Source organism: Streptomyces sp. YIM 121038, from assembly GCF_006088715.1.
In the GTDB taxonomy this organism is placed as follows: Bacteria; Actinomycetota; Actinomycetes; order Streptomycetales; family Streptomycetaceae; genus Streptomyces.
In genome coordinates, this window is sequence record NZ_CP030772.1 from 782,948 (window position 1) to 802,431 (window position 19,484).

The following is a 19,484-nucleotide window of genomic DNA, read 5'->3' on the forward strand; positions in this document are numbered from 1 at the left end:
ACAGTTGACTGCTCCACGCCCGGCCGGACCAGGGGGCCACAGCTGTGCATGCCATGCACCGCATGCAGTTTTGTGCCCTTGTGAACGAATGGTGCGGCGCGGGCGCGGGCCGAGTTCGCGAGGAGGGAGCGGAGATGGACGTGGTGGACCACAAGCCGAATGGGCTGCTGCGGCATCTGGTGGAAGAGGGCGGGCTGAGCGAGGCCCAGCTGGCTGCGGAGATACGGCGAGTGGCCGCCGAGCACGGACAGCAATTGGCGTGCCATCAGTCGTCCGTCTCGCGCTGGCTGTCGGGGGTGCGCCCGCGCCCTCCGGTCGACGTGTTCCTGCTGGAGGCACTCGCCCGGCGCTTGGGCCGCCCCCTCACCCCTGCCGAGGCGGGCCTGTCGAAGACGGTCCCGGATGACATTCCGCGAGGGGGCCGGTCCTGGGAGGCTGCCCCTGTGCACACACTCTTTGCCCTGCTGCGCGCCGACCTCGACCCGGCCCGGCGCCGCCTGCTGGCCGCCGACGTCTACAGCCTCACCTCCCTCGCCCTCCCAGCCCCGGCCGGGCCGCACGCCTCCAGCCCGGCAGCCGCCCACCGGGCACCGACGCCAGCGCCCTTACCCGCCCGAGCCCAGCAGATGGACACGATGGCCCGCCACTTCGCCGACGCGGCCGAAGCCTTCGGCGGCGGCGCGGTGCGCACCGCGCTGGCCGGCTACCTCGCCCACCCCGTGAACGGCTGGCTCAACGCCCCGGCCCCGGAGCCGGTACACCGCCACCTCCTCGCCGCAGCGGCTCGTCTGACCCTCCTGCTGGGCACCATGACCGCCGACGACGGCCACGACGCCCTCGCCCAGCATTACCACCACACCGCCGCCCGCATGGCCACCGACGCCGACGATGCCACCGCCCTCGCGATCACACTGCGGACCATGGCCGCCCACGCCAGTGACCTCGGCCACCACACCCCCGCCGTGCTGCACCTGTCCCAGCACGCCGTCGACACGGCCCGCGGCGCCCCGCCCCCGGTCCGCGCCTACACCCACGCCCAGCTCGCCACCGCCGCCGCCCACCACAACCGGCGCGCCGCGCTGCTGGCACTCAACCGGGCCGAGCAGCTGTACGAGAAAGCCGACACCGTCCTCGGCCCGTTCACCGCCTACCCCCTCGCGGCCCTGCACTACCAGCGCGCCCAGACCCTGAACATCCTCGGTGACACACGCGGCTCGATCGGCGCCTACACCGCCTCACTGCGCCTGCGCACCCCCACAGAACGCCACGCCCGCGCCCTCACCCAAGCCCGCCTCGGCGAAACCCTCCTCGCCCAGGGCCACCTCGATGCCGCCCTGACCCACTGGACACACTTCCTCGACGCCTACCCCCACCTCAGCTCCCTACGAGCCACCCGCCACCTGCACACCATGCGGCAACTCCTCACCCCCCACCAACGGCACCGGCCCACCGGCCACCTCCTCGACTCTGCCCTCACTCTGCGCTGAACGAGTCACCACAGGGGCGTGTAACGAATTAGGTGGATACCCGAACAGAGGGGACACCTGATGTCCTGTGTCACCGAGTCCTCCCTGACGCGGTCGCTCTGACCTGCGACGAGGAATCTTGAGTGGCGAAGTGGCCGTGAACCGCGGGTGCCGCCGTTCGGAGGTGCGGAGAGTTTTCGCCAGTGGATCTTGCTGGATCGTGAGGATGCTTGGCGAGTGCTGCTGCCGCGAGTTCGATGGCGTCGGGGTAGATCGCGGCGTGTGCGTAGGCGTCGAGGTCGGTCGGGATGCCGCGTTGGTGATTGTGGGCTTGCAGTGCGAGGAGCCGGTATCTCCAGTGGTTCGGGACGGCGGCCGGGGAGGCCGGCCAGGGCGGGACGGCTTCGACCGCGGTTTGGTGGGCGAGGGTGAGTTGCTGGGGTGTGAAGCGGCGGAGGAGGCGGCTCGCCCCGTGTTGGGCGGTGGTGATCTCGGGGCATATGGAGAGGTCGAGATGAGGTTCTCCGAGATCGCTGAGCCAGATTCCGTGCCGTGTGCAGACCTTGTGGTGAATCGGGAGGTGGACGGGAATGGGCTCCCGGAGGCCGAGACTGGCAGTGCACCGGTGGCAGGCGGTTGTGGCCCGGACGGGGCTTTCGCCGGTGCCGAAGGCGGGGAGTGCGTGAGCCAGGCCGACGGGAGTCGTGCTGGTGAGGTGAGCGAGTTCGTGCAGGGCGTGAGTGGCTGCGGGGGCGAGCATGTGGTGCTGGGCTCGGTCGTCGAGGTTGTTGGTCTTCGTGGAGAACCAGGTGGGCAGTACTGCCAATACCTCGCTGACGGTGAGGTGATTGGCCTGGGAGATCCGGGCCAGGTAGGAGCTGAGGGTTTCCCCCGCGATTGGCGCAACTCGCTGTGGCAGCACCGGCGTCCGCTCGCGCCTGCGGGCGAGTGTGCGGGACGTCCCGGATGGGATCTGAGGGCTTTCCTCCTGCAAGTTGGTTTCCCGGCAGTCGGCCAGGACCAGCAGGCGGCGTCGGCGGATCAGCTCGCGGTAGAAGGTTCTCTGGCTTCCCTGGAAGCCGAGGTCGGCGACTTCTTTGAACAGGACACTGGTCCGCAGGTGCGGATCCTCGGTGAGCCGCTGACGGCAGTAGCTGGCGAGGGGTTCGGTGAGCAGACTTGGCCGTGGGGCCCGGAGCCCTGGCGTTCTGCGGCCGTTGATGTAGTCGCGGACGGTTTGATGACTGTGGCCGATGTGGTCGGCGATGGCCTGCCCCGGCCATCCGGCCGTATGCAGGGTGAGGATCTTCTCGGCTCGTTCTCGGGGCAGCATGAGTGTTGATCACGTGGCAGGTGGCCGTGGGGACTGGGAAGTGAAGTCGGCGTCAACGGCGTCGAGAGCCTTCTTGGTGATCTTCTCAGTGCCGTCCAGGACCGCGTTGATGGCAGCGCCGCGAACCAGCCAGAGCAGGCTCCCGATCATCCCGTGAGTGCGCTGGTGCAGATATCGGTCGAGTCGGGTGAGGGCACCGGACCGGTGGCTGTGGAGCCTCAGACTGTCCTCCAGAGCTGCGATCAGCGCGGTCCACTGCTGGTCCTGGCCGAACGGTCCGGTGCGGACCATGCCGAACCGGCCAGCGATCTGTTCTCCGCGGGCGCCGGAGAGCAGGCCGGTGGGTTCGAGGCTGATTCCGGCGTAGACAAAAGTGGCCGGGATGCGTTCAGAGAAGTACTTCAGGGTGTCGGAGGCTTCGGCGCCGGCGCGTGTGGCGGTGTTGAGGTTGTGGAGTTCGTCGACCGCGACTAGGGTCACGTGGGCGTCCGTGCTGACGCCGCAGACCGCGTCGGCGATGTCGGTGATGTTGCTCCTGGTGGAGATCGGCAGGTCGAAGAACCGGGCGAACTCCATCGCGATCATCTTGGGGGTGGCGGCGGGTGGGACGGTGATGTAGATGACCGGGATGTCGCTGGAGGAGTTCGGGTGACGCCGTCGGTGGATCACCTCGACGGTCTTGCCGAGTTGGGTGAGCGCGGTGGTCTTGCCAGTTCTGGCGGGGCCGGACACCATCAGGCCGCATCGTCCGTAGTGGGCGTTCTTGTTCATCTGGATCAGGCGGCGGCCCGAGGTGATGACCTGGCGGATCGTGGGAGTCTGGACCACCAGCAATCGTGAGTGGTGGTCGATGCGGTCGTCGTCGTAGCAGGCTCGTTTGTCGTCCGCGAGACCCGACCAGATCGCCTCGGGCAGCAGCTGGGGCACTGCGGGTATCTCGGTGACGAACCCGCGCCAGCCCGGCAGGGTGGTCAGCTGCAGATGCCCGTACCCATCTGCGGAATCCCCACCCTGCCCCGGCTCCTGTCTCACCACCGCTTGTCCGCCTCGGTGAACGGATCGAAGATCGGCATCGGTATCACCTTGGCGATGTTCTCCTTGGGAGCGTCGTCGGCCTGGCCCTCTTCGCCGTCGGCAAGGCGGTCGGCAGGGGGCGCCTCGGGCGCGATTGGAGTGGATGGCGGGCTGGACTTGGTGCGGGCGGCGACACGACGGTCCCGGCGGCTGAGTCGGACTCTGCCGCCTGTGTCACCGCTGTCAGCGGGTCCCCGATGGGCCCGTTGCAGCAGGTCGGCGACGGCATCGGCGAGTTGCTCCTCACTCGCTCCGGGCAAGGTGCGGCGGGTATGGTCCCAGGCCAGTTCGCCGAACGGGGCGGCGACGCGGTGCAGTTGCTTCCAGAACAGGGTGATCCAGCCGCCCTTCCAATGGTCACGGACCCAGATGCGGGACACGTCGTAAGGGTCGTAGTGGATCTCCCATAGATCCTTGCGGTCCTTGGCGCCCGACCGCTGTTGCCGAAGCGGGTTGAGGGCCTGGTCGTCGTAGGTCCGGTGTTTGATCTTCACGCCGTAGGCGTTGATCGCCCGCCAGGTCGCGGGCAGCAGTTCGATGTAGTCATCAGCCGACAGCGCGACCGGGACATAGCCAGCCGTCTCGACGAGGGCGGCGTACTTCTCGTTCGGGCTGAACATCCGCCCGGGGTGAAGGGGGTCGCGCAGTCCGTCGTGGGGCTGGCTCTGCCAGACCACGATCCACTCGTCCAGGAGTTCCTGCAGTTCCAGCAACGACCAGAGCGGCTGCTGTTCGACGTGCCGACCGCGGCGTTCGGCGTTGAAGCCGGTGTAACCGGCCACGAACTGAGCGAACAGGGTTCCGACGGAGCCCAGCATGCGCTCGATGTGGGGCTTGTCCCGAGTCGTCGACTGCACCCGATGCGAACGGTCGGCCCGGAGTTGTGAGGGTGACGCACCCGTTCCATCCGTTGTTCGGGCGCGAGTTCGCTTTCGTTGACCGTCGTGTGGCCTGGGACGCGGACCGGGTCGCGGTCCGAGGCGAGGACGGGGTGGTGATGTCCCTGCCTGCGGCGTGGACGGACATCGACCTGGTGGACCCGGTCGTGGTGATCGCGGCGGGACGTTGCCCGTTGCGGCTCGTGGATCTGCTGGCGGTGGGGGACCTGGTGGATGCGCTCCGCGCTGGTGGTGTCGGTGGGTTGACGCCGTGAGCGTCAGGCGATTGATGCCGCTCCCGCCCGCCGGAATAGCGTACGTCCTGGTCGGGGGAGCATGCGGGCGCGCGCTGCACCTGCTGCTTTCGCTCCTATGCGCCGTGCTGAAGGGCTTGGCCAGGTGGTGGGGCGGCGGGATTGTGCCGACAGGAGTCCGGACTGGGAGGTGGCACGGTGGTGGCAGCAGCGGATCCCAAGGTGACGGCGCTGGCGGCGTCCAGGTCGCTGAACCCGTGCCCGGAGTTGGTGACCGACGCGGAGTTTCTGGCCTCGCCGTTCTGCGATCCACGCGATGTGGTGCAGGTCAAGTACGAGATGGTGCGCCGAGTGAGGGTCGACAAGGTGTCGGTCGCCGAGGCGGCCCGCGCGTTCGGCTACTGCCGCCAGACGTTCTACGAGATCGCTGCCGCGCTCGATGCCGGCGGCCCGATGGCACTGGTGCCGGGCAAGCCCGGTCCGAAGGGGCCGCGCAAGCTGACCGAGGCGGTCATGACCCGTGTCGAGGAGTGGACCCGCGACGCCCCGGTGCCCGGTGCCAGGGCTCTGGCGGTGCGAGTCGAGGCCGAGTTCGGGTTCACCGTCCACCCCCGGTCGATCGAGCGGGCTCTGGCCCGCCGACGGGAGGCTCAGGAGGACGGGGATACCAGAGCCCGGTCCTGGACCGGGCTCTGCTACCGGGTCTGTTGACCTGGCCGGCGAGTACGAGTTGCTGCGCCAGGCAGCCGGACGGCGTGCGGGTCATCGCCGCGGGCTGGCCGTGCTCGTGGACAAGGGCATGGTCGCGTTCCTCACGGTCGCCGCGGCCCTGTCACCTCGCGTTCCGCGGGCACCCGTGCCGCCCACGACGCCGGATGCGGTCTGTGGTCTGGAGCCGGAGGTCGTCCGCATCTGGGCGTCCATGGTGCTGGCGCATGCTCCCTGACCTGCCTTTTCGCCGGAGTTAGCGATGACTGACGTGCTGTTCGGCCCCGCGCTCAAAGTGACCGCCGGGCATCTCGCGCGGGACGCGTACCTGTACGTCCGCCAGAGTTCGCTCAAGCAGGTCCTCAACAACACCGAGTCAGCGGTGCGGCAGTACGCCCTCAGGGGACGGGCCGTCGCTCTCGGCTGGCCGTAGGACCGGATCATCGTGATCGACACCGATCAGGGCCAGTCCGGGGCTTCGGCGGCGGATCGGGAAGGCTTCCAGCGGCTGGTCACCGAGGTCGGCATGGGGCATGCCGGGATCGTGCTCGGGCTGGAGGTGTCCCGGCTCGCGCGGAACAATACCGACTGGCATCGGCTCCTCGAACTGTGCGCCATGGCCGGCACTCTGATCCTGGACGAGGACGGCCTCTATGACCCCTGCGACTTCAATGATCGTTTGTTGCTCGGCCTCAAAGGGACCATGTCCGAGGCCGAGTTGCACCTGCTCAAGGGCCGTCTTCGCGGCGGGCAGCTGTCCAAGGCCCGGCGCGGGGAGCTGATCAGCCCCCTGCCGATCGGGCTGGTCTATGACCTGTCCAACAAAGTCGTCCTCGACCCGGATGCCGCCATCGTGAAGGCCATCACCCTGGTCTTCGAGCGGTTCGACACCACCGGCTCGGCCACCGGCGTGGTCAAGTCCTTCAACCACGACGGGTTGAAACTGCCCCGCCGCCTGGCCTCCGGCCCCAATAAAGGCACCGTGGTCTGGGCGCCGATCGCGCACTCGCGGGTGCTGCAGATCTTGCACAACCCCCGCTATGCGGGTGCCTTCGTCTATGGCCGCCACGGCCACAGACTGGGCGCGAGCGGCAAGATGGGATCACAACTCCTGCCCCGTGACGAGTGGTTCGCGCTGTTCCCCGATGCCCACGTCGGATACATCAGCTTCGAGAAGTACGGGGCCAACCAGGCCAAACTGACCGCGAACTGCACCGCCCACGGGCAGGAACGCGAAGCCGGCCCGCCCCGGGAAGGCCCAGCCCTGCTGCAGGGCGCGGTGGTCTGCGGGATCTGCGGCAACCGCATGACCGTCCGCTACCACCAGCGCAAACACGGCCTCGAACCTGAATACAACTGCCAGGCCCAAGGCATCGAATACGGCGGCTCGATCTGCCAGCGCATCCCCGGCGCCGGCGTCGATGCCGCAGTGGGACGCCTCCTGGTCGAAGCCCTCACCCCGCTGGCGATCGAGGCCGCCCTCGCGGTCGCTGAAGAACTCACCATCCGGGCCGCCGAAGCCGACCGGCTGCGTCAGGCCGGCGTCGACCGCGCCCGCTACCAGGCCGACCTCGCCCGCCGCCGTTACCTCGCCGTCGACCCGGACAACCGCCTCGTCGCCCAGAGCCTGGAGGCCGACTGGAACACCGCCTTGCGCGAGCTGAACGACGCCACCGACGCCTACGAACAGGCCAAAGCCACAGGCGGCTCACCACTCGATGACACTCTGGTCCGCGATGACGAGCAGATCACCGCACACGTCCGGCTCCGCGGCGGCCAGGCCCACACCCTGACCATGCCGGCCCCCCTCACCTCCTGGCAGATCCGCCAGACACCTCCCGGCGTCGTCGCCGCCGTCGACCAGCTCCTGGACGAGCACACCGACGGCCAGATCGCCGCGATCCTTACCGCCAAGGGCCACGTCAGCGGCACCGGACAACCCCTTCAACCCCGGATGGTCCAGAACATCCGCCGGGCCTACGGCCTGCGCAGCCACCCGCAGCGGCTCGCCGACCAGGGCATGGCCAGCCTGCGCGAGATCGCCCGCCGGCTCGGAGTCTGTCTGAGCACCGTCCAGAACTGGCGCAACCGCGGTCTGCTGACCGGCCGCGTCGCCAACGACAAAGGCGAGTACTTCTACTACCTGCCCCGCCCGGCCTCCAGCGACCTCGCGTCGGCCGACCACCGAAGACCCCAACACCCATCGAATCAACCGGAAGAGACGCAGTATGAAGCACGAGGTTTGTCCTTCGGCTTCGCCGCCCGGGCCGGATCCACCAGGGCGCCGTAGTGGCTGGCGAGTTCGGCATACGCCTTGTTGATTTTGGGGTCGTAGAGGTCGGGCTTGTCGACACCGGTGCGCAGGTTGTCCGGCACCAGCCGGCGCGGGACACTGCCGAAGTAGCGGAAGGCGGCGACGTGGGCCTCGGTCCACGCGTGCTGGTGCAGGGTCAGGACTGGGCGGATGAACATGTGCCGCGAGGTGGGCAGCACCATCACGAACACCCAGATCCGGCGCCGCTGACCGGTGCGCGGATCAACCCACTGGCCCAGGAAGCCGTAGTCGGTCTGAGCCTCCGAGCCCGGTTCGACGTCATCGCGCAGGACGGTGACCTGCGAAGCGTTCACCTCGTCCGGCAGCGTGGCGTGCACCCAGCGGCGGAAGGACGACAGCGAAGCCTGCAGCTTGTGCTCGTCCCGCAAGCGTTGGTGGATCGTGGAGACGCTGACCGTCCCCAGCAGGTTCTTGATGTAGTCGCGGTGGGCGTCGATGTCCGGCCAGGTGATCTGTCGCAGCCGCCGGTCGGCGAGCTCCGGGAACCAGCTCTTGATCAGTTTCTTCCAGTCGTCCTCGCTCATTAGGAGACCATCCCTTCTGCAGCCCTCTTCGGTAGGGTTGTGACCTCTCGGTCCCGGTGGGTGCACGGCCATGTTCGCGAGCCGCTCGACGGCCACGATGAGTTCCGCCGGCCCCACCGGGCCGAGGCCGTCTGATCGGCTTCAGGGACACGCCCCGCAGAGGGCCGATTAATGAGCTCCCGGCAGACGTCCTCGCCACCGAGCAGGTGCTCCGCGCACGACACAGGAGTACTTCTTCCGTGTACATCGGCTGGGACTGGGCCACCGACACCCACGACGTGACCGTCATGGACGACACCGGCAAGCGCATCGACAGGTGGGAACTGCCCCACACCGAGGAGGGGTTCACCAAGACCCTGGCGAGGCTGCGCAAGCACGGCGACCCGGCCGACCTGCCAGTGCCCATCGAGACGACCCGTGGCTTGGCCGTCGACCGGCTGCTGGCCGCCGGCCATCCGGTCATCCCGGTCCACCCCAACGCCTTCCACGCCATGCGCCCGCGCTGGGGCGCCTCCAAGGCCAAGACCGACGCGGGCGACAGCATGAAGCTCGCCGACTACCTGCGCACCGACGGGCACCTGCTGCCCCGCCTGGGGCCCACCGAGCAGGCCACCTTGGACCTGCAGGCCCTCACCCGCCAACGCGCCGACCACATCCACGCCCGCGTCGCCGCCGTCAACCAGCTCGCCGCCCTGCTGGACGAACACTGGCCCGGAGGCAAAGTCCTCTTCTCGACCCTGGACAGCGACATCGCCCTGGCCTTCCTGGAGCGTTACCCCACCTCCGGCTGGGCCGCCAAGCTCACCGCCGGGCGCCTGGAAGCCTGGTGCAAGCGCCGTGGCTACTCCGGAGGCAAGACCGGCAGCGTGCTGATCGAGCGCCTGCGCTCGGCCCCGGCCGCGGCCTCCCGCCTCAGCGAACCTGTCGCCCGACAGCTCATCCTCATGCAGGTCCAGCTCGTTCAGGGCATCCGGGCGACCATCCGCGCCTCGGAGAAGGCCATCACCGCGGCGGTCGAAACCCACCCCTACGCCCCGCTGTTCGCGACCATGCCGCGTATCGGCAAAGTCAACCTGGCGCAGATCATCGGCGAGATCGGCCCCTTCCTGGAGCGCGCTCAGAACTGCGAACAGCTCATCGCGGAGACCGGAGTCGTCCCCGTCACCCGCGCCTCGGGCAAAACCCGCTCGGTCGGCTTCCGTTTCGCGGCCAACCGCAGAGCGCGCCTTGCGATCGCCACCTTCGCCGACAACAGCCGCCATTCCAGCGACTGGGCATCCAAGATCTACAACGACGCCCGGGACCGGAAGAAGCGCCACCCCCACGCCACCCGCATCCTCGCTCGCTCCTGGCTTCGCGTGATGTGGGCCTGCTGGCGCGACGGCACCTGCTACGACCCCGAAATCCACCAGGCCAACGGCAAGATCAAACCGGCAGCCGACGAGCCCTTGGCGGCCTAGAGGTTGACTCAGGAAACTCATCGGCGGCCCGCCCGGGCTGAGCCCGGAGGCTTCCGCCGGAGCCAGGTACTTCCTGACCGTCTTGCGGTCCACGCTCAGTGACGCGGCCAGCTCGCTCTTGGAGCGGCCCGCGTACCAGTGAACGTAGATCTCGGTTCTGGCACAGATCTTGGGGAGCCGTCGCGGAGCGTCACTGAAGCAGAATCATCTTGCGGAGTAGTTCGAATCCGGCACGACCATAGAGCTGTCTCTTGATCTTCTGATGCGGTTCACGGCGCCTTCGGTGCCGCCTGAGCTCCACTCAAGGGTGAGTCCGGCGGTCACGGCGTCGAGGTCGCGGAGCAGGTGGAGTGCGAAGCCGGTGAGGCCGGGCAACTGGCTGGCGTCGACGGCGGTGATCCAGGTGGGGAGTGTGGCGCCGAGGCGGTCGGTGAGGATCTCGCCGAAGTCGCGGATGTGTCCGGCGGCCGTGTCCAGTTCGGGGCAGCGGGTGAGGACGTCCTTGAGGTCGGCGCGGTCCTGCTCGGCCAGGGCCGTGGGGTGACGGGTGAGCCAGCCGGTCACCTGCCGCACTGTCGGCGGCGGGGGTGGTGTGCCCGACGGGGTGGATCGGAGGGTGGCGATGAAGGCACGGACCATCTGGTAGGTGACCGGGGCGTGCTCGGCCAGCAGTTCACCGTGCAGCTGGGTGACGTTCGTGCATCCTGCGGCAAACCGTCGCTCCAGGTATGGCTTGTAGGGTCCAGTCTGCTGGGCCGGGGCCGGTTCTCGCGGAAGGTGTCTTGCCAGCGTCGGGCGGCCGCATACCTGAGCACGGTGTTCAGGCCCCACCCCAGGCGCCGGGCGATCGCCCGGCGTGAGTGGCCCTGGTCGAGTAACTCGTGGACCAGAGCGTGCGCGGCCTTCTTGCGCTCGGCCCGCCGACCGGCAGGATCCGCGTCGTCCTGCGGGTCGGCGGGCGAGCGCGCGGCCAGAGGTGGGCTGTCGTTGGCTGACGGGCTACGCAGACAGTCGCGGTGGGCGGCGACACATGTCTCCACGGCCCGGCCAAGGCTCTGCCACAGATGAAACCGGTCCGCGACCTGCAAGGCGCTGGGGGCGCCGAGTCGTGCACCCTCGGCATAGGCGCCCGCCCGGGCCCGGCAGATGATCTCCACGCCTGGGTGGGTGGTCAGCCACGCGGCGAGCGGGCCAGCTTCGCGTGTCGGGAGCACATCGACGACGTGGTGGGCTTCACCGCAGGTCAGGACGGTGGAGTAGGTCTGACCTCGACGGATCGCGAAGTCGTCGACGCCCAGCACGCGCGGCGTGCTGAGCTGCGGATCAGGCAGAGCCATGACCCGGCGCAGCAAGGTCATCCGTCCGGCCCCGAAACCGAGGTGGGTGGCCAGACGGGCGCCGGCCCGTCCGGCCAGTGCGAGCCCAACGTGTTCCAGGACGTGGTTGAGCCGTGTGGTGAACCGGGCGTACGGGGCGGCCAGCCGGGGGAACGGCTCGGCGAATGTGCGGCGCGGGCAGTCCGCCGCGTCGCAGATGAAGCGCCGGACCGTCAGCCAGATCACGACGTTCTGCCCGCCGAGCGGGAGATCCCTCAACCTGCGCTGATAGCAGTCATGCACGCGCTCCCAGAACCCACCGCAGTCCGGACACGCCGCCCCGGCTGCCCGGCCTCTCGCTACCACATCGACCGTGCCGAAGGCATGGGTCACCGCCTCGACGTCCAGCTCGTCGATCCCGTTGAACACCAGTGAGTCCCAGAGCGATCCATCGGCCTGCATAGCCAGCACGGTCACCGGCCACCGCGGGCTGCGACGGAAGCGGCCATCGACCTGATGAAGCGTCACTCCGAGCCATCGGGCAGCAGGGCGTACGCGGTCTCACGTCACCCGGCCTTCTCACAATCGAACACCGTAGTGACGCTCCGCGACGGCTCCCCAAGATCTGCGCCAGAACCTAGATCTCGGTGATGTCGACCACGGTGAAGGTTCTCCTCGTCATCCGGTGCGTCCATCGACCTCTCAACCCGCAGGTCAAGGGACGGCACATGCGACTCCGCGATGACCAGGACCCTCAATCCCAGCTCCGTCATACCCATAGGGATTTCGGTGGATTCCGGGTGTCCCATTACATGGATCTGGCCGTGATTGCGTGAATCCCCGGGGCATGATCGCAGCAAGATACGGGTGCGGAGGAGTCGGAAGGAGGCTCTGCTGTACATGGCTCTTTTGATCGTCTTGATGCGGTTCACGTTGCCCTCGACGATGCCTGAGCTCCAGGGAGGGTGAAGCCGGCGGTGACGGCGTCGAGGTCGTCGCGCAGGAACCCGGCGAAGGAGCGGACCGGGTCAGGGGCGTCGAGCTCAGCTTGGCGGATCCAGTCCAGCAGCAGGTGGCCCCGTCGGTGCTGAAGCAGGTCGTGGAAGGTGCGGGCAAGGTCGCAGGCCCGGGTGATGTCTGGGCAGGCCAGACGGGCGGCCAGTAACTGCTCCTTCTCGTTGGCCGTGAGAGTGGGGGTCCGAGTAGGAACGGAACAGAAAACCGGCGTAGCTGTCAGATCTTTTGACGGGCCATGAGGTGGGCTTCGGGTCCTGCGTTCACGAGGCCGCTTCCGTCTCCTGTTCGGCTTCGGCGAAGGCTCGGTACAGCGAGGCAACCGATGGGTTCTTGTCCTTGTTCTTGCCGGTCTTGATGGTGAGTTTCTTCGCGATGTCGGGGACGGGGACGCCCTTGTCCTTGAGCGCGAGGGCGAAGGTGAGCATGTCATCGTCGATGACCTTGGGGCGGGCCGCCGTGATTGCCCTTCTTCGCGGCGCTGACTTGGCCTTCGAGGGTCTTCTCCCGGATGTAGTTGCGTTCGATCTGCCCGGCGACGGCGAGGACGGCGAAGAACATGGCGCCCATGCCGTTGGGGTCGTAGATGCCGGTGAGCGGGCCGGTGAGGAGTTCGAGCTGGATGTCGCCGGCTTGGAGCTTCGCGGACAGCGTCATCAGCTCGGCAGCGTTGCGGGCGAGCCGCTTGAGCTCGTGGACGGTGAAGATGACCGGGGTGTCCGGGGCGGCTTCTTTGAACTGGTGGGCCAGCTTGAGCGCGGCTTCCAGCTCGGGCCGAATCTTGATCCGGGTGCTGATCTGCTCGTGGAAGACCTTGTGGCAGTCGGCCGCGTGGAGGGCTTCGAGCTGGCTCGCCAGTTCTTGGCGGGCCGTCGACGTCCGTGCGTACCCAATGCGGATGGGCTTCGCGGTGCGCTTCGCGGGCACCGCGGCGGGCGCTGGTCCCTGCTTCCAGGGGCGGCCGGGCGAACGGTCGGCGGGGACGGGGACTTCGAGTTCCTCGCGCAGCGCGGCGATGAGGACGAAGCGCGGCGTGTGGTACTTCGTCGCGGTCTTCCCGCCGCGCGTTCGGCAGGCGCTCCCCGCAGGTACTTCGCACTTGGGGCAGTCTTTGCGTTCTACCGCGTTTGCAGCTTGATCAGGCGTCAGGTCCACGCGATCAGTGTGTCAGAAGTGTCTCGCAGAACAGGTGAGTTCTGAGAGGACTTCTGCGAACGGCGACCTGCGGAAACAGATCACGCCCGGGGAGTCTCGCAGAACTCGCGCAGATGGTCGTTTATGAGAAGCGGGGTATGCGGGGTTCTGCGGGTCCCGCGTTTCCGTCTTCTCGGGCGTCACCGGGGATGCGGGGGAGATGCCTCGGCTCTCGTATTGGGTGTGTGTGAGGCGAGTCGAGGCCACAGCGTTTTGAGCGAGGTGCTGCCGGATGGTGCGTTCATCGGCTGTCGTGGAGGGTTTCGTCGGCGAGGGTGAGGAGTGGCTGGGCGCTGTTGTAGCCGATGAGGTGGGTGCCGATCTGGTCGCGGGTGGCGCGGGCCGCTTCGTCCGGGATGAGGACGGGGCGGCCCGCGGCGTGGGCGAGGAGGCTGATCTCGCAGGCTTTGTCCATGAGGGTGAACCACCACGCGGCGGCGTCGAGGGTTTCGGCTGCGGTGAGTAGGCCGTGGTTGCGCAGGATGAGGGCTTTCCTCGGTCCCAGGGCGGTGGCGATGCGTTTGCCTTCGGTTCGGTCTAGGACGATGCCGTTGTAGTCGTTGAAGACGGTGTGGTCTTCGAAGAACGGGCAGTGGTCCTGGGTGATGGGGGCGAGTGGTTCTCCGAGTGCGGACCATGCGCGCCCGTAGGTGGAGTGCAGGTGGACGACGGCTTGGACGTCGGGCCGGGCGGCGTGGATCTCGGCGTGGATGTAGAAGGCGCCGATGTTGACGACGTGCCCGCCTTCCACGGTACGTGCGGTGTCTCCGTCGACCCGGACCAGATGGTGCGGGGTGATGTGGAGGAAGGGGACGCCCAGCGGATTGGCCCAGAAGGTCCCGGTGTGCTCGGGGTCTTGCACGGTGATGTGCCCTGCGATGCCCTCATCGAAGCCGAGGCGGCCGAAGTGGCGGAACGCCGCTGCCAGGCGCTGCTTGAGATGGGTGCGGTGTTCGCCATGGTTGGGGAAGGCCGGGGGGTGGAGGAAGAAGCTGTCCGGTGGCATCTCGCCCGGCTTGTTGATCGTCACTGGGTTTCTCCTTCGGGTCGGGAGCGGGCCGCCGGCCGTTGTCGTCTTGATGGCGGGTTACGCAAGTTGTGCCCAGAGGTGTTTCAGAGTGCGTTGGGTAGTGCCCAGGGCGTAATCGGGGGTGAGGGCCGGGGCGAGAGCACCGAGATGGCGGTGGAAGGCCGGAAGCAGGATCGTCATTTCCAGCGTGGCCAGTGATGCTCCGGCGCAGCGGTGGATTCCGAGGGAGAAGCTGATGTGGGTCTCGGCGTTGGTGCGTTGAGGGATGAAGGTGTCCGGGTTGTCGTACTGCTGCGGGTCGCGGTTGATGGCGCCGGGCAGGAAGTGGACGCCGCATCCTTCGGGGACGTGCACTCCGGCGATGTCAAGGTCTTTCACGGCGGCGATGCGCGAGGCATTGATCATGAGTGGCGCTTCGTAGCGGAGGCATTCGTGAATGTAGTTCGTGAGGGTGTCCGGCATGGAGACCAGGGGGGCGTGCTGGGGGTGGGCGACGTAGGTGATGAGTGCGTGATCGAGGGCAGCGATGGAGGATTCGTGAGCCCCCATCCACACCACCCACAGCAGGTTCTGCCGTTCTTCTTCGGTGATGTGGCAGCGGGCCGGAGCGTCTGGTCTGCCCAGCATGTCCAGGGCGGTCCCGGGAGGGGGATCTTCCCTGTCCATGAGGTCGGCGTAGTAGGCGTACAGGTGGGAGGTGGCCTGGTCTGCCTGGCAGTGGACGGCGTCGGTGGCAGCGGGGTGGAAGGCCGCGAAGGCGCTGTGGACGTAGTGCTGCAGCGGAACGCGGTCGGGTTCGGGGATGCCGACGTGGGCGCCGACGGCGTCGGCGACGAACGGAGACGTCAACTCGGTGTGCAGGTCGACGGTTTGGCCGTCGAGCAGCCGCTGCTTGATCCCGAGGATGCGCCGGTTGAGGTTCTCGGTGACCTGTACGCGGAGTCGCTCCACGGTGGCCGGGGCGTACAGCGGGGAGAGGACCTTGCGCAGTCGTGTGTGTTCGGGGCGGTTCTTATTGACGACGGAGTTCATCATGATGCGCAGGGTATGGGAGGTGGCGTAGCGGGGGTTGGCGCCGGCCAGCCGGTCCTGGCTCATGCCGCGTAGAGCGGGGTCTTTCATGATGCGGGCATGGCGCCAGGCGCTGATCAGGGCAATGTTGCCGGTGGGGTTGAGGTAGACGGGATGGTTCGCCCGCAGCCAGCTGTACAGCGGGTAGGGGTTCTCCCGTATCTCGTGCTGCCGCATCAAGTGCAGGACGTCAACGGGTTCGGTCCAGTGCATGGGGCCTCCTCGCCTCGGTGTCAGGCTCCGCGGCTGGGGGAGATGCGCATCGGCAGTTCGGTGGGGCCCTGCAGGGAGTTCGGAGGCCGCCAGGTCGCAGGCCGCAGGGGGGTGAGGTGGGTGATGCGTTCGGTGAGCACGGCGAGGGCTTCGTGGATCTCAGCGCGCCCCAGGGCGTTGCCGAGGCAGAAGTGGGCGCCACCGCCGAAGGACAGGTGCGCTTGGGCGTTGGGGCGTGTGAGGTCGATGCGGTACGGATCGGGAAAGACGTCGGGATCACGGTTCATGGTCGGGATGGCCAGCGTGACGATGGTGCCCGTCGGGATGGCGAGCCCGCCGAGGTCGACGTCTGCGGTGGCAGTTCTGCGCAGGAGACTGGCCACCGGGGTGAGGCGGATGATCTCCTCCGCGGTGGCCGGGATCCGGGCGGGATCCTTGCGCAACGCCTGCCACTGCTGGGGGCGGCGGGCGAGGTGTTCGATGATGCTTGCGAGCTGCACGCGGGTGGTGTCGGTGCCGGCGACGATGAGTGCGGAGAGCAACTCAATGAGGGTCCGCGGCTCCCAGATGCCGCAGCCGGTCTCCTGCGCGAGGAGTTCACTGATGAGGTCGCGGCCCGGGGCACCCCGGCGCTGGTCGATCAGACGCGCGGTGTAGGTGTCGATGGCCTGGTGGGCGTCCAGGGCTTCGGGAACAGCGGCGGAGTCGAAGAAGGCACGGGTCCAGGCGTCGGCGACGCGGGAGAACAGTGCGGTGTCGCTGGTGGGAACACCGAGGGCGGCGCAGATCACGGGGACGGTGCAGGGGCGGGCAAGGCTGGTGACCGCGTCGCAGATACTCAGGTTGGATCGGCGATGTCCGGTTCGTCGATCAGCCCGTGGAGATCCAGGCCGGTGGTCGGCAGGCAGCCAGCGGTCAGATGCGGCCGGTACTGGATCTTCTTCAGCTTCTGCTTGATCGCCCGGGTCAGGTGCGCGAGGTCGGTCGCGGCGAAGTCGGCCAGTGATCGTTTGAGCAGGCTCCAGGTTCCTTCCTGCGGATTGATCTCGGGTGCGTACGGCGGCAGGTGGAAGAAGACGAGCCAGTCCTTGTGTTCCGCCTCGAAGTCGAAGAGCTCCTGCTGGAGATGCACGTTCAGGTTGTCCCACACCCACACCACGGGGGTGCCGAGTTCGGTGTGCACCATGCGGATGAAGTCCCGGTAGTCGTTCCAGGTGAAGGTCTTCGGCTCGCCTCGTCGCTGGTGGTAGACGTGCAGCTTGAAGAACATCCGCGGCCGACAATCGGGCTTGAAGCACACCGCGTCGGCGACGTTTACCCGGCCTCCGCGCCGCCCGGCCACCCGCACCACGGGTCTGGCCCCGCGCGGCGCCCAGGTGGTGCGCGGTACTTTACCCGCGGCCACACCTCGGCCTTCCACACCTCGATGGCCGCCTCGTCGCGTTCCAGTGCGCGGCGGACGGGAACCTGGCAGCTCCAGCCGTGCCGGCGCAGCAGCCGCCACACCCCCTGGATCGTGTAGCCGACGTGGAACAGCCGCCCGATCAGCAGCTTTACGCGCTTGAGCGTCCAGCCCTGGTCCTCGTCACCGAAGCCGTGTGCCAGCGGGCCGCGACGCAACCCGCTCTCCAGCCGCTGCCATTGCCGCGGGCTGAGCCGCTCCACCGCCATCGGCCCCGCCGATGCCAACGCCGCCGCACCTCCGCGCCGCCAGGCCGCCTTCCACCGGCGCACCGACCGGTCCGTCACCCGCAGCTCCGCGGCGATCTGCGCCGTGCCGGCCCCGGCCTCGAACCATCTGGCCGCCTCCAGCCGCACGGCCTCCCGCTTCTCCTGCTCCGCGGGCGTCAGCCCACCCCCTTGCGCATACCGCATGCCGCCGTCGTACCGCAGGGATCACCGCTCGTCACGGCCGCCCGGACATCACCGATTCAACCTGAGTAAGAAGAAGTACTTCGAGCTGCTGCGCGAGGGATACAAAGGTGCTGCCGCTGCTCGGCGGGTGGGGGTATCCACCAGCTGCGGTTCGTTGTGGTTCATCGATGCTGAAAGCATGATCGTTCCCGACCCCGGCCCGATATCCCCGCGCTTCCTCACGCAGGACGACCGCATCGCCATCGCTGACGGACTCCACGCCCAGCAGGGCGTCAAGCAGATCGCCGCGTCGATCGGCAAGAGCTTTCAGACCGTCTACCGGGAGGTCAAGCGCAACGCGAAGCCGGACGGCCGCTACAACCCCTGGCGGGCTCACAATCAGGCCCTGCTGCGGCGCCACCGCCCCAGGCAAGAGAAGATCCGGGCCAGCAGCCGCTACGGACGCTGGTGCGCGAGAAGCTCACCCAGAAGTGGTCACCGCAGCAGATCGCCCGCTACCTGGCCCGCGAGCACACCCACAACCCTGCGATGCGGGCCTGCCATGAGACAATCTACCGGGCCCTGTTCGCTGGCCTCCTCGGCCGACGCGACGCCAAACTCCGCACCGGCCGTACTCGCCGCAAGAAGCAGCGCCGCGGCGTCCCCACCCTGAACAAGATCAAGAACATGACGCTCATTCACGAGCGTCCCGCTGAGGTCAACGACCGCACGATTCCTGGGCATTGGGAGGGCGACCTCATCATCGGCCGAGGACAGAGCTCGGCGATCGGCACCCTCGTCGAGCGCACCACCCGCTACGTTCACCTGATCCACCTGCCCGGCGGCTGGAAGGCCCCGCAGGTCCGCAACGCGCTGATCACGCAGACCGCGCACATCCCGCCCCAGCTGAAGAAGTCCCTCACCTGGGACCAGGGCCGTGAGCTGACCCTGCACGAGGATATCGAGGCCCTGACCGGCTTTCGGATCTACTTCTGTGAGCCCCACTCGCCCTGGCAGCGCGGCACAAACGAGAAGGGTGCGGATCCTCTGAAGTGATTCGTCGAAACGCGGTAGTTGTCACAGGGGGTGACACCAGACCGACTGCGACGGTGTTGTCGCTACCCCGTTGAACGCAGCTCAGCGCATTCCTCGGCGAAGGCGCAGAGTCGGCGGATCAGGCTCAGGTAGGTCACGTAGGCGTTGGCGTGCTGCCTGTCGGGTCTGTCCTGGAGCCACTGATGCCACAGTCCGTCCGGAGTTAGGAAGCGGGCGGCCTTGTTGTCGCTGAGGTTCAGGTCGATGTACAGAAGGGCGCCCATCGCTACGAGTTGGTCGTAGTCGAGGTCGGGGCGGCCCAGGTAGCGATCAAGGTAAGCGGTCAAGTGATCGGCGTCCTCCGGTGTGCCGAAGGAGGCCAGAGCCACGCAGTATGCCAAGCCTGTGCAGCAGACCTCGCTGGCCAGCAGGAGCTCCCCAAGGCGCTCGCGGAACTCGGTCCGGCGAGACACGGCGATGAGCCATGCGGCGGTTCGTCGCTCACGCCACCCGCCCTCAAGAAGGGTGAGGAGTTCATGCGCGGTGATGAGCTCGGCATCCTCGGCAAGACGTCGCGCGAATTGGCCGTACTCGGGTTCGTCAAACTGCCGCCGAGCTTCAGATAGCGGCGGCCAGGCGTTACGTAGCGGCGGACCAGGTCCAGAAGTTCGGCGTCCTCGTTGGCATAGCGCACCACAGGATCCTGACTCGACGAGGGCAATCGG

21 protein-coding genes and 2 pseudogenes are annotated in these 19,484 nt (G+C 67.8%); 9 read left to right on the forward strand and 14 right to left on the reverse strand.

All coding sequences use genetic code 11. The annotated features are described in order from the left end of the window. Positions 1-134 precede the first annotated feature (134 nt). Complete coding sequence (locus C9F11_RS46275; RefSeq protein ID WP_249402384.1) at positions 135-1,487, forward strand: helix-turn-helix transcriptional regulator; 1,353 nt, start codon at positions 135-137, stop codon at positions 1,485-1,487. Positions 1,488-1,557: 70 nt separating this feature from the next. On the opposite strand, the gene C9F11_RS46280 is transcribed toward C9F11_RS46275, so the two are convergent. Genes C9F11_RS46280 through C9F11_RS46290 form a run of 3 tightly spaced genes read right to left on the reverse strand, consistent with a single transcriptional unit; the run spans position 1,558 to position 4,691 of the window. Beyond that, positions 1,558-2,799, reverse strand: coding sequence for a TniQ family protein (locus C9F11_RS46280; RefSeq protein WP_138968557.1), 1,242 nt, complete (start codon positions 2,797-2,799; stop codon positions 1,558-1,560). A 9-nt stretch (positions 2,800-2,808) separates the two neighbouring features. Then, on the reverse strand, positions 2,809-3,831 hold the full coding sequence (locus C9F11_RS46285) for a TniB family NTP-binding protein (RefSeq protein ID WP_249402385.1): 1,023 nt from the start codon (positions 3,829-3,831) through the stop codon (positions 2,809-2,811). Then, positions 3,828-4,691, reverse strand: coding sequence for a Mu transposase C-terminal domain-containing protein (locus C9F11_RS46290; protein WP_346347490.1), 864 nt, complete (start codon positions 4,689-4,691; stop codon positions 3,828-3,830). The genes C9F11_RS46285 and C9F11_RS46290 overlap by 4 nt, the downstream gene beginning before the upstream one ends. 71 nt (positions 4,692-4,762) lie before the next feature. Between C9F11_RS46290 and C9F11_RS46295 the strand changes: the two genes are divergently transcribed. From C9F11_RS46295 to C9F11_RS46305, 5 genes are all read left to right on the forward strand, one after another. After that, a complete protein-coding gene (locus C9F11_RS46295; RefSeq protein ID WP_249402350.1) occupies positions 4,763-5,026 on the forward strand; it encodes a DUF5372 family protein in 264 nt (87 codons plus the stop codon). A 180-nt stretch (positions 5,027-5,206) separates the two neighbouring features. Then, on the forward strand, positions 5,207-5,716 hold the full coding sequence (locus tag C9F11_RS46300) for a helix-turn-helix domain-containing protein (RefSeq protein WP_249402349.1): 510 nt from the start codon (positions 5,207-5,209) through the stop codon (positions 5,714-5,716). 70 nt (positions 5,717-5,786) lie between these two features. Continuing rightward, positions 5,787-5,951: a hypothetical protein gene (locus C9F11_RS47995; protein WP_171076213.1), complete on the forward strand. Its 165-nt coding sequence runs from the start codon at positions 5,787-5,789 to the stop codon at positions 5,949-5,951. Between the two features lie 24 nt (positions 5,952-5,975). Then, entirely contained in the window at positions 5,976-6,146 is a 171-nt protein-coding gene (locus C9F11_RS49520) for a hypothetical protein (RefSeq protein WP_249402348.1), read from the forward strand. 12 nt (positions 6,147-6,158) lie between these two features. Beyond that, entirely contained in the window at positions 6,159-8,003 is a 1,845-nt protein-coding gene (locus tag C9F11_RS46305) for a recombinase family protein (protein ID WP_249402386.1), read from the forward strand. Here C9F11_RS46305 and C9F11_RS46310 read toward each other — a convergent pair. Continuing rightward, positions 7,922-8,572: a DDE-type integrase/transposase/recombinase gene (locus tag C9F11_RS46310; RefSeq protein ID WP_346347491.1), complete on the reverse strand. Its 651-nt coding sequence runs from the start codon at positions 8,570-8,572 to the stop codon at positions 7,922-7,924. The two genes, C9F11_RS46305 and C9F11_RS46310, sit on opposite strands and share 82 nt — an antisense overlap. Before the next feature lie 239 nt (positions 8,573-8,811). On the opposite strand from C9F11_RS46310, the gene C9F11_RS46315 reads away from it, so the two are divergent. Next, positions 8,812-10,032, forward strand: coding sequence for an IS110 family transposase (locus C9F11_RS46315; protein WP_138968559.1), 1,221 nt, complete (start codon positions 8,812-8,814; stop codon positions 10,030-10,032). A 204-nt stretch (positions 10,033-10,236) separates the two neighbouring features. Here C9F11_RS46315 and C9F11_RS49525 read toward each other — a convergent pair whose 3' ends face one another. The 9 genes from C9F11_RS49525 to C9F11_RS46360 all read right to left on the reverse strand — a co-directional run bounded on the left by C9F11_RS49525 (position 10,237) and on the right by C9F11_RS46360 (position 17,745). Beyond that, positions 10,237-10,596: a hypothetical protein gene (locus tag C9F11_RS49525; RefSeq protein ID WP_249402387.1), complete on the reverse strand. Its 360-nt coding sequence runs from the start codon at positions 10,594-10,596 to the stop codon at positions 10,237-10,239. Continuing rightward, positions 10,593-11,825 carry an ISL3 family transposase gene (locus C9F11_RS46325; protein ID WP_249402388.1) on the reverse strand — a complete coding sequence of 411 codons (1,233 nt, stop codon included), beginning with the start codon at positions 11,823-11,825 and terminating at the stop codon, positions 10,593-10,595. Before C9F11_RS46325 ends, C9F11_RS49525 begins: the two co-directional genes overlap by 4 nt. 800 nt (positions 11,826-12,625) lie before the next feature. After that, positions 12,626-12,790, reverse strand: a complete 165-nt coding sequence (locus C9F11_RS49530; protein WP_249402389.1) for a hypothetical protein — start codon at positions 12,788-12,790, stop codon at positions 12,626-12,628. A gap of 1 nt (position 12,791) precedes the next feature. Next, positions 12,792-13,517 (reverse strand): recombinase family protein, encoded by a 726-nt coding sequence (locus C9F11_RS46335; protein WP_249402390.1) that lies wholly within the window; start codon positions 13,515-13,517, stop codon positions 12,792-12,794. Positions 13,518-13,797: 280 nt separating this feature from the next. Beyond that, positions 13,798-14,586, reverse strand: a complete 789-nt coding sequence (locus tag C9F11_RS46340) for a class II aldolase/adducin family protein (RefSeq protein WP_249402366.1) — start codon at positions 14,584-14,586, stop codon at positions 13,798-13,800. 57 nt (positions 14,587-14,643) lie between these two features. Then, positions 14,644-15,870 (reverse strand): cytochrome P450, encoded by a 1,227-nt coding sequence (locus C9F11_RS46345; RefSeq protein WP_138968361.1) that lies wholly within the window; start codon positions 15,868-15,870, stop codon positions 14,644-14,646. A gap of 20 nt (positions 15,871-15,890) precedes the next feature. Next, complete coding sequence (locus C9F11_RS46350) at positions 15,891-16,661, reverse strand: cytochrome P450 (protein ID WP_171076242.1); 771 nt, start codon at positions 16,659-16,661, stop codon at positions 15,891-15,893. Between the two features lie 47 nt (positions 16,662-16,708). Continuing rightward, positions 16,709-17,275: a transposase gene (locus tag C9F11_RS46355; protein ID WP_138968529.1), complete on the reverse strand. Its 567-nt coding sequence runs from the start codon at positions 17,273-17,275 to the stop codon at positions 16,709-16,711. Further along, positions 17,185-17,745 carry a winged helix-turn-helix domain-containing protein gene (locus C9F11_RS46360; protein WP_138968531.1) on the reverse strand — a complete coding sequence of 187 codons (561 nt, stop codon included), beginning with the start codon at positions 17,743-17,745 and terminating at the stop codon, positions 17,185-17,187. The genes C9F11_RS46355 and C9F11_RS46360 overlap by 91 nt, the downstream gene beginning before the upstream one ends. Before the next feature lie 178 nt (positions 17,746-17,923). Here C9F11_RS46360 and C9F11_RS49535 point away from each other — a divergent pair. After that, positions 17,924-18,022, forward strand: a pseudogene (locus C9F11_RS49535) (hypothetical protein); the annotation flags it as partial. 170 nt (positions 18,023-18,192) lie between these two features. Further along, positions 18,193-18,780, forward strand: coding sequence for an IS30 family transposase (locus C9F11_RS49540; RefSeq protein WP_249402391.1), 588 nt, complete (start codon positions 18,193-18,195; stop codon positions 18,778-18,780). Between the two features lie 62 nt (positions 18,781-18,842). Here the strand turns inward: C9F11_RS49540 and C9F11_RS46370 are convergent. Beyond that, positions 18,843-19,456: pseudogene (locus tag C9F11_RS46370) on the reverse strand (DUF6000 family protein). Positions 19,457-19,484: the final 28 nt, after the last annotated feature.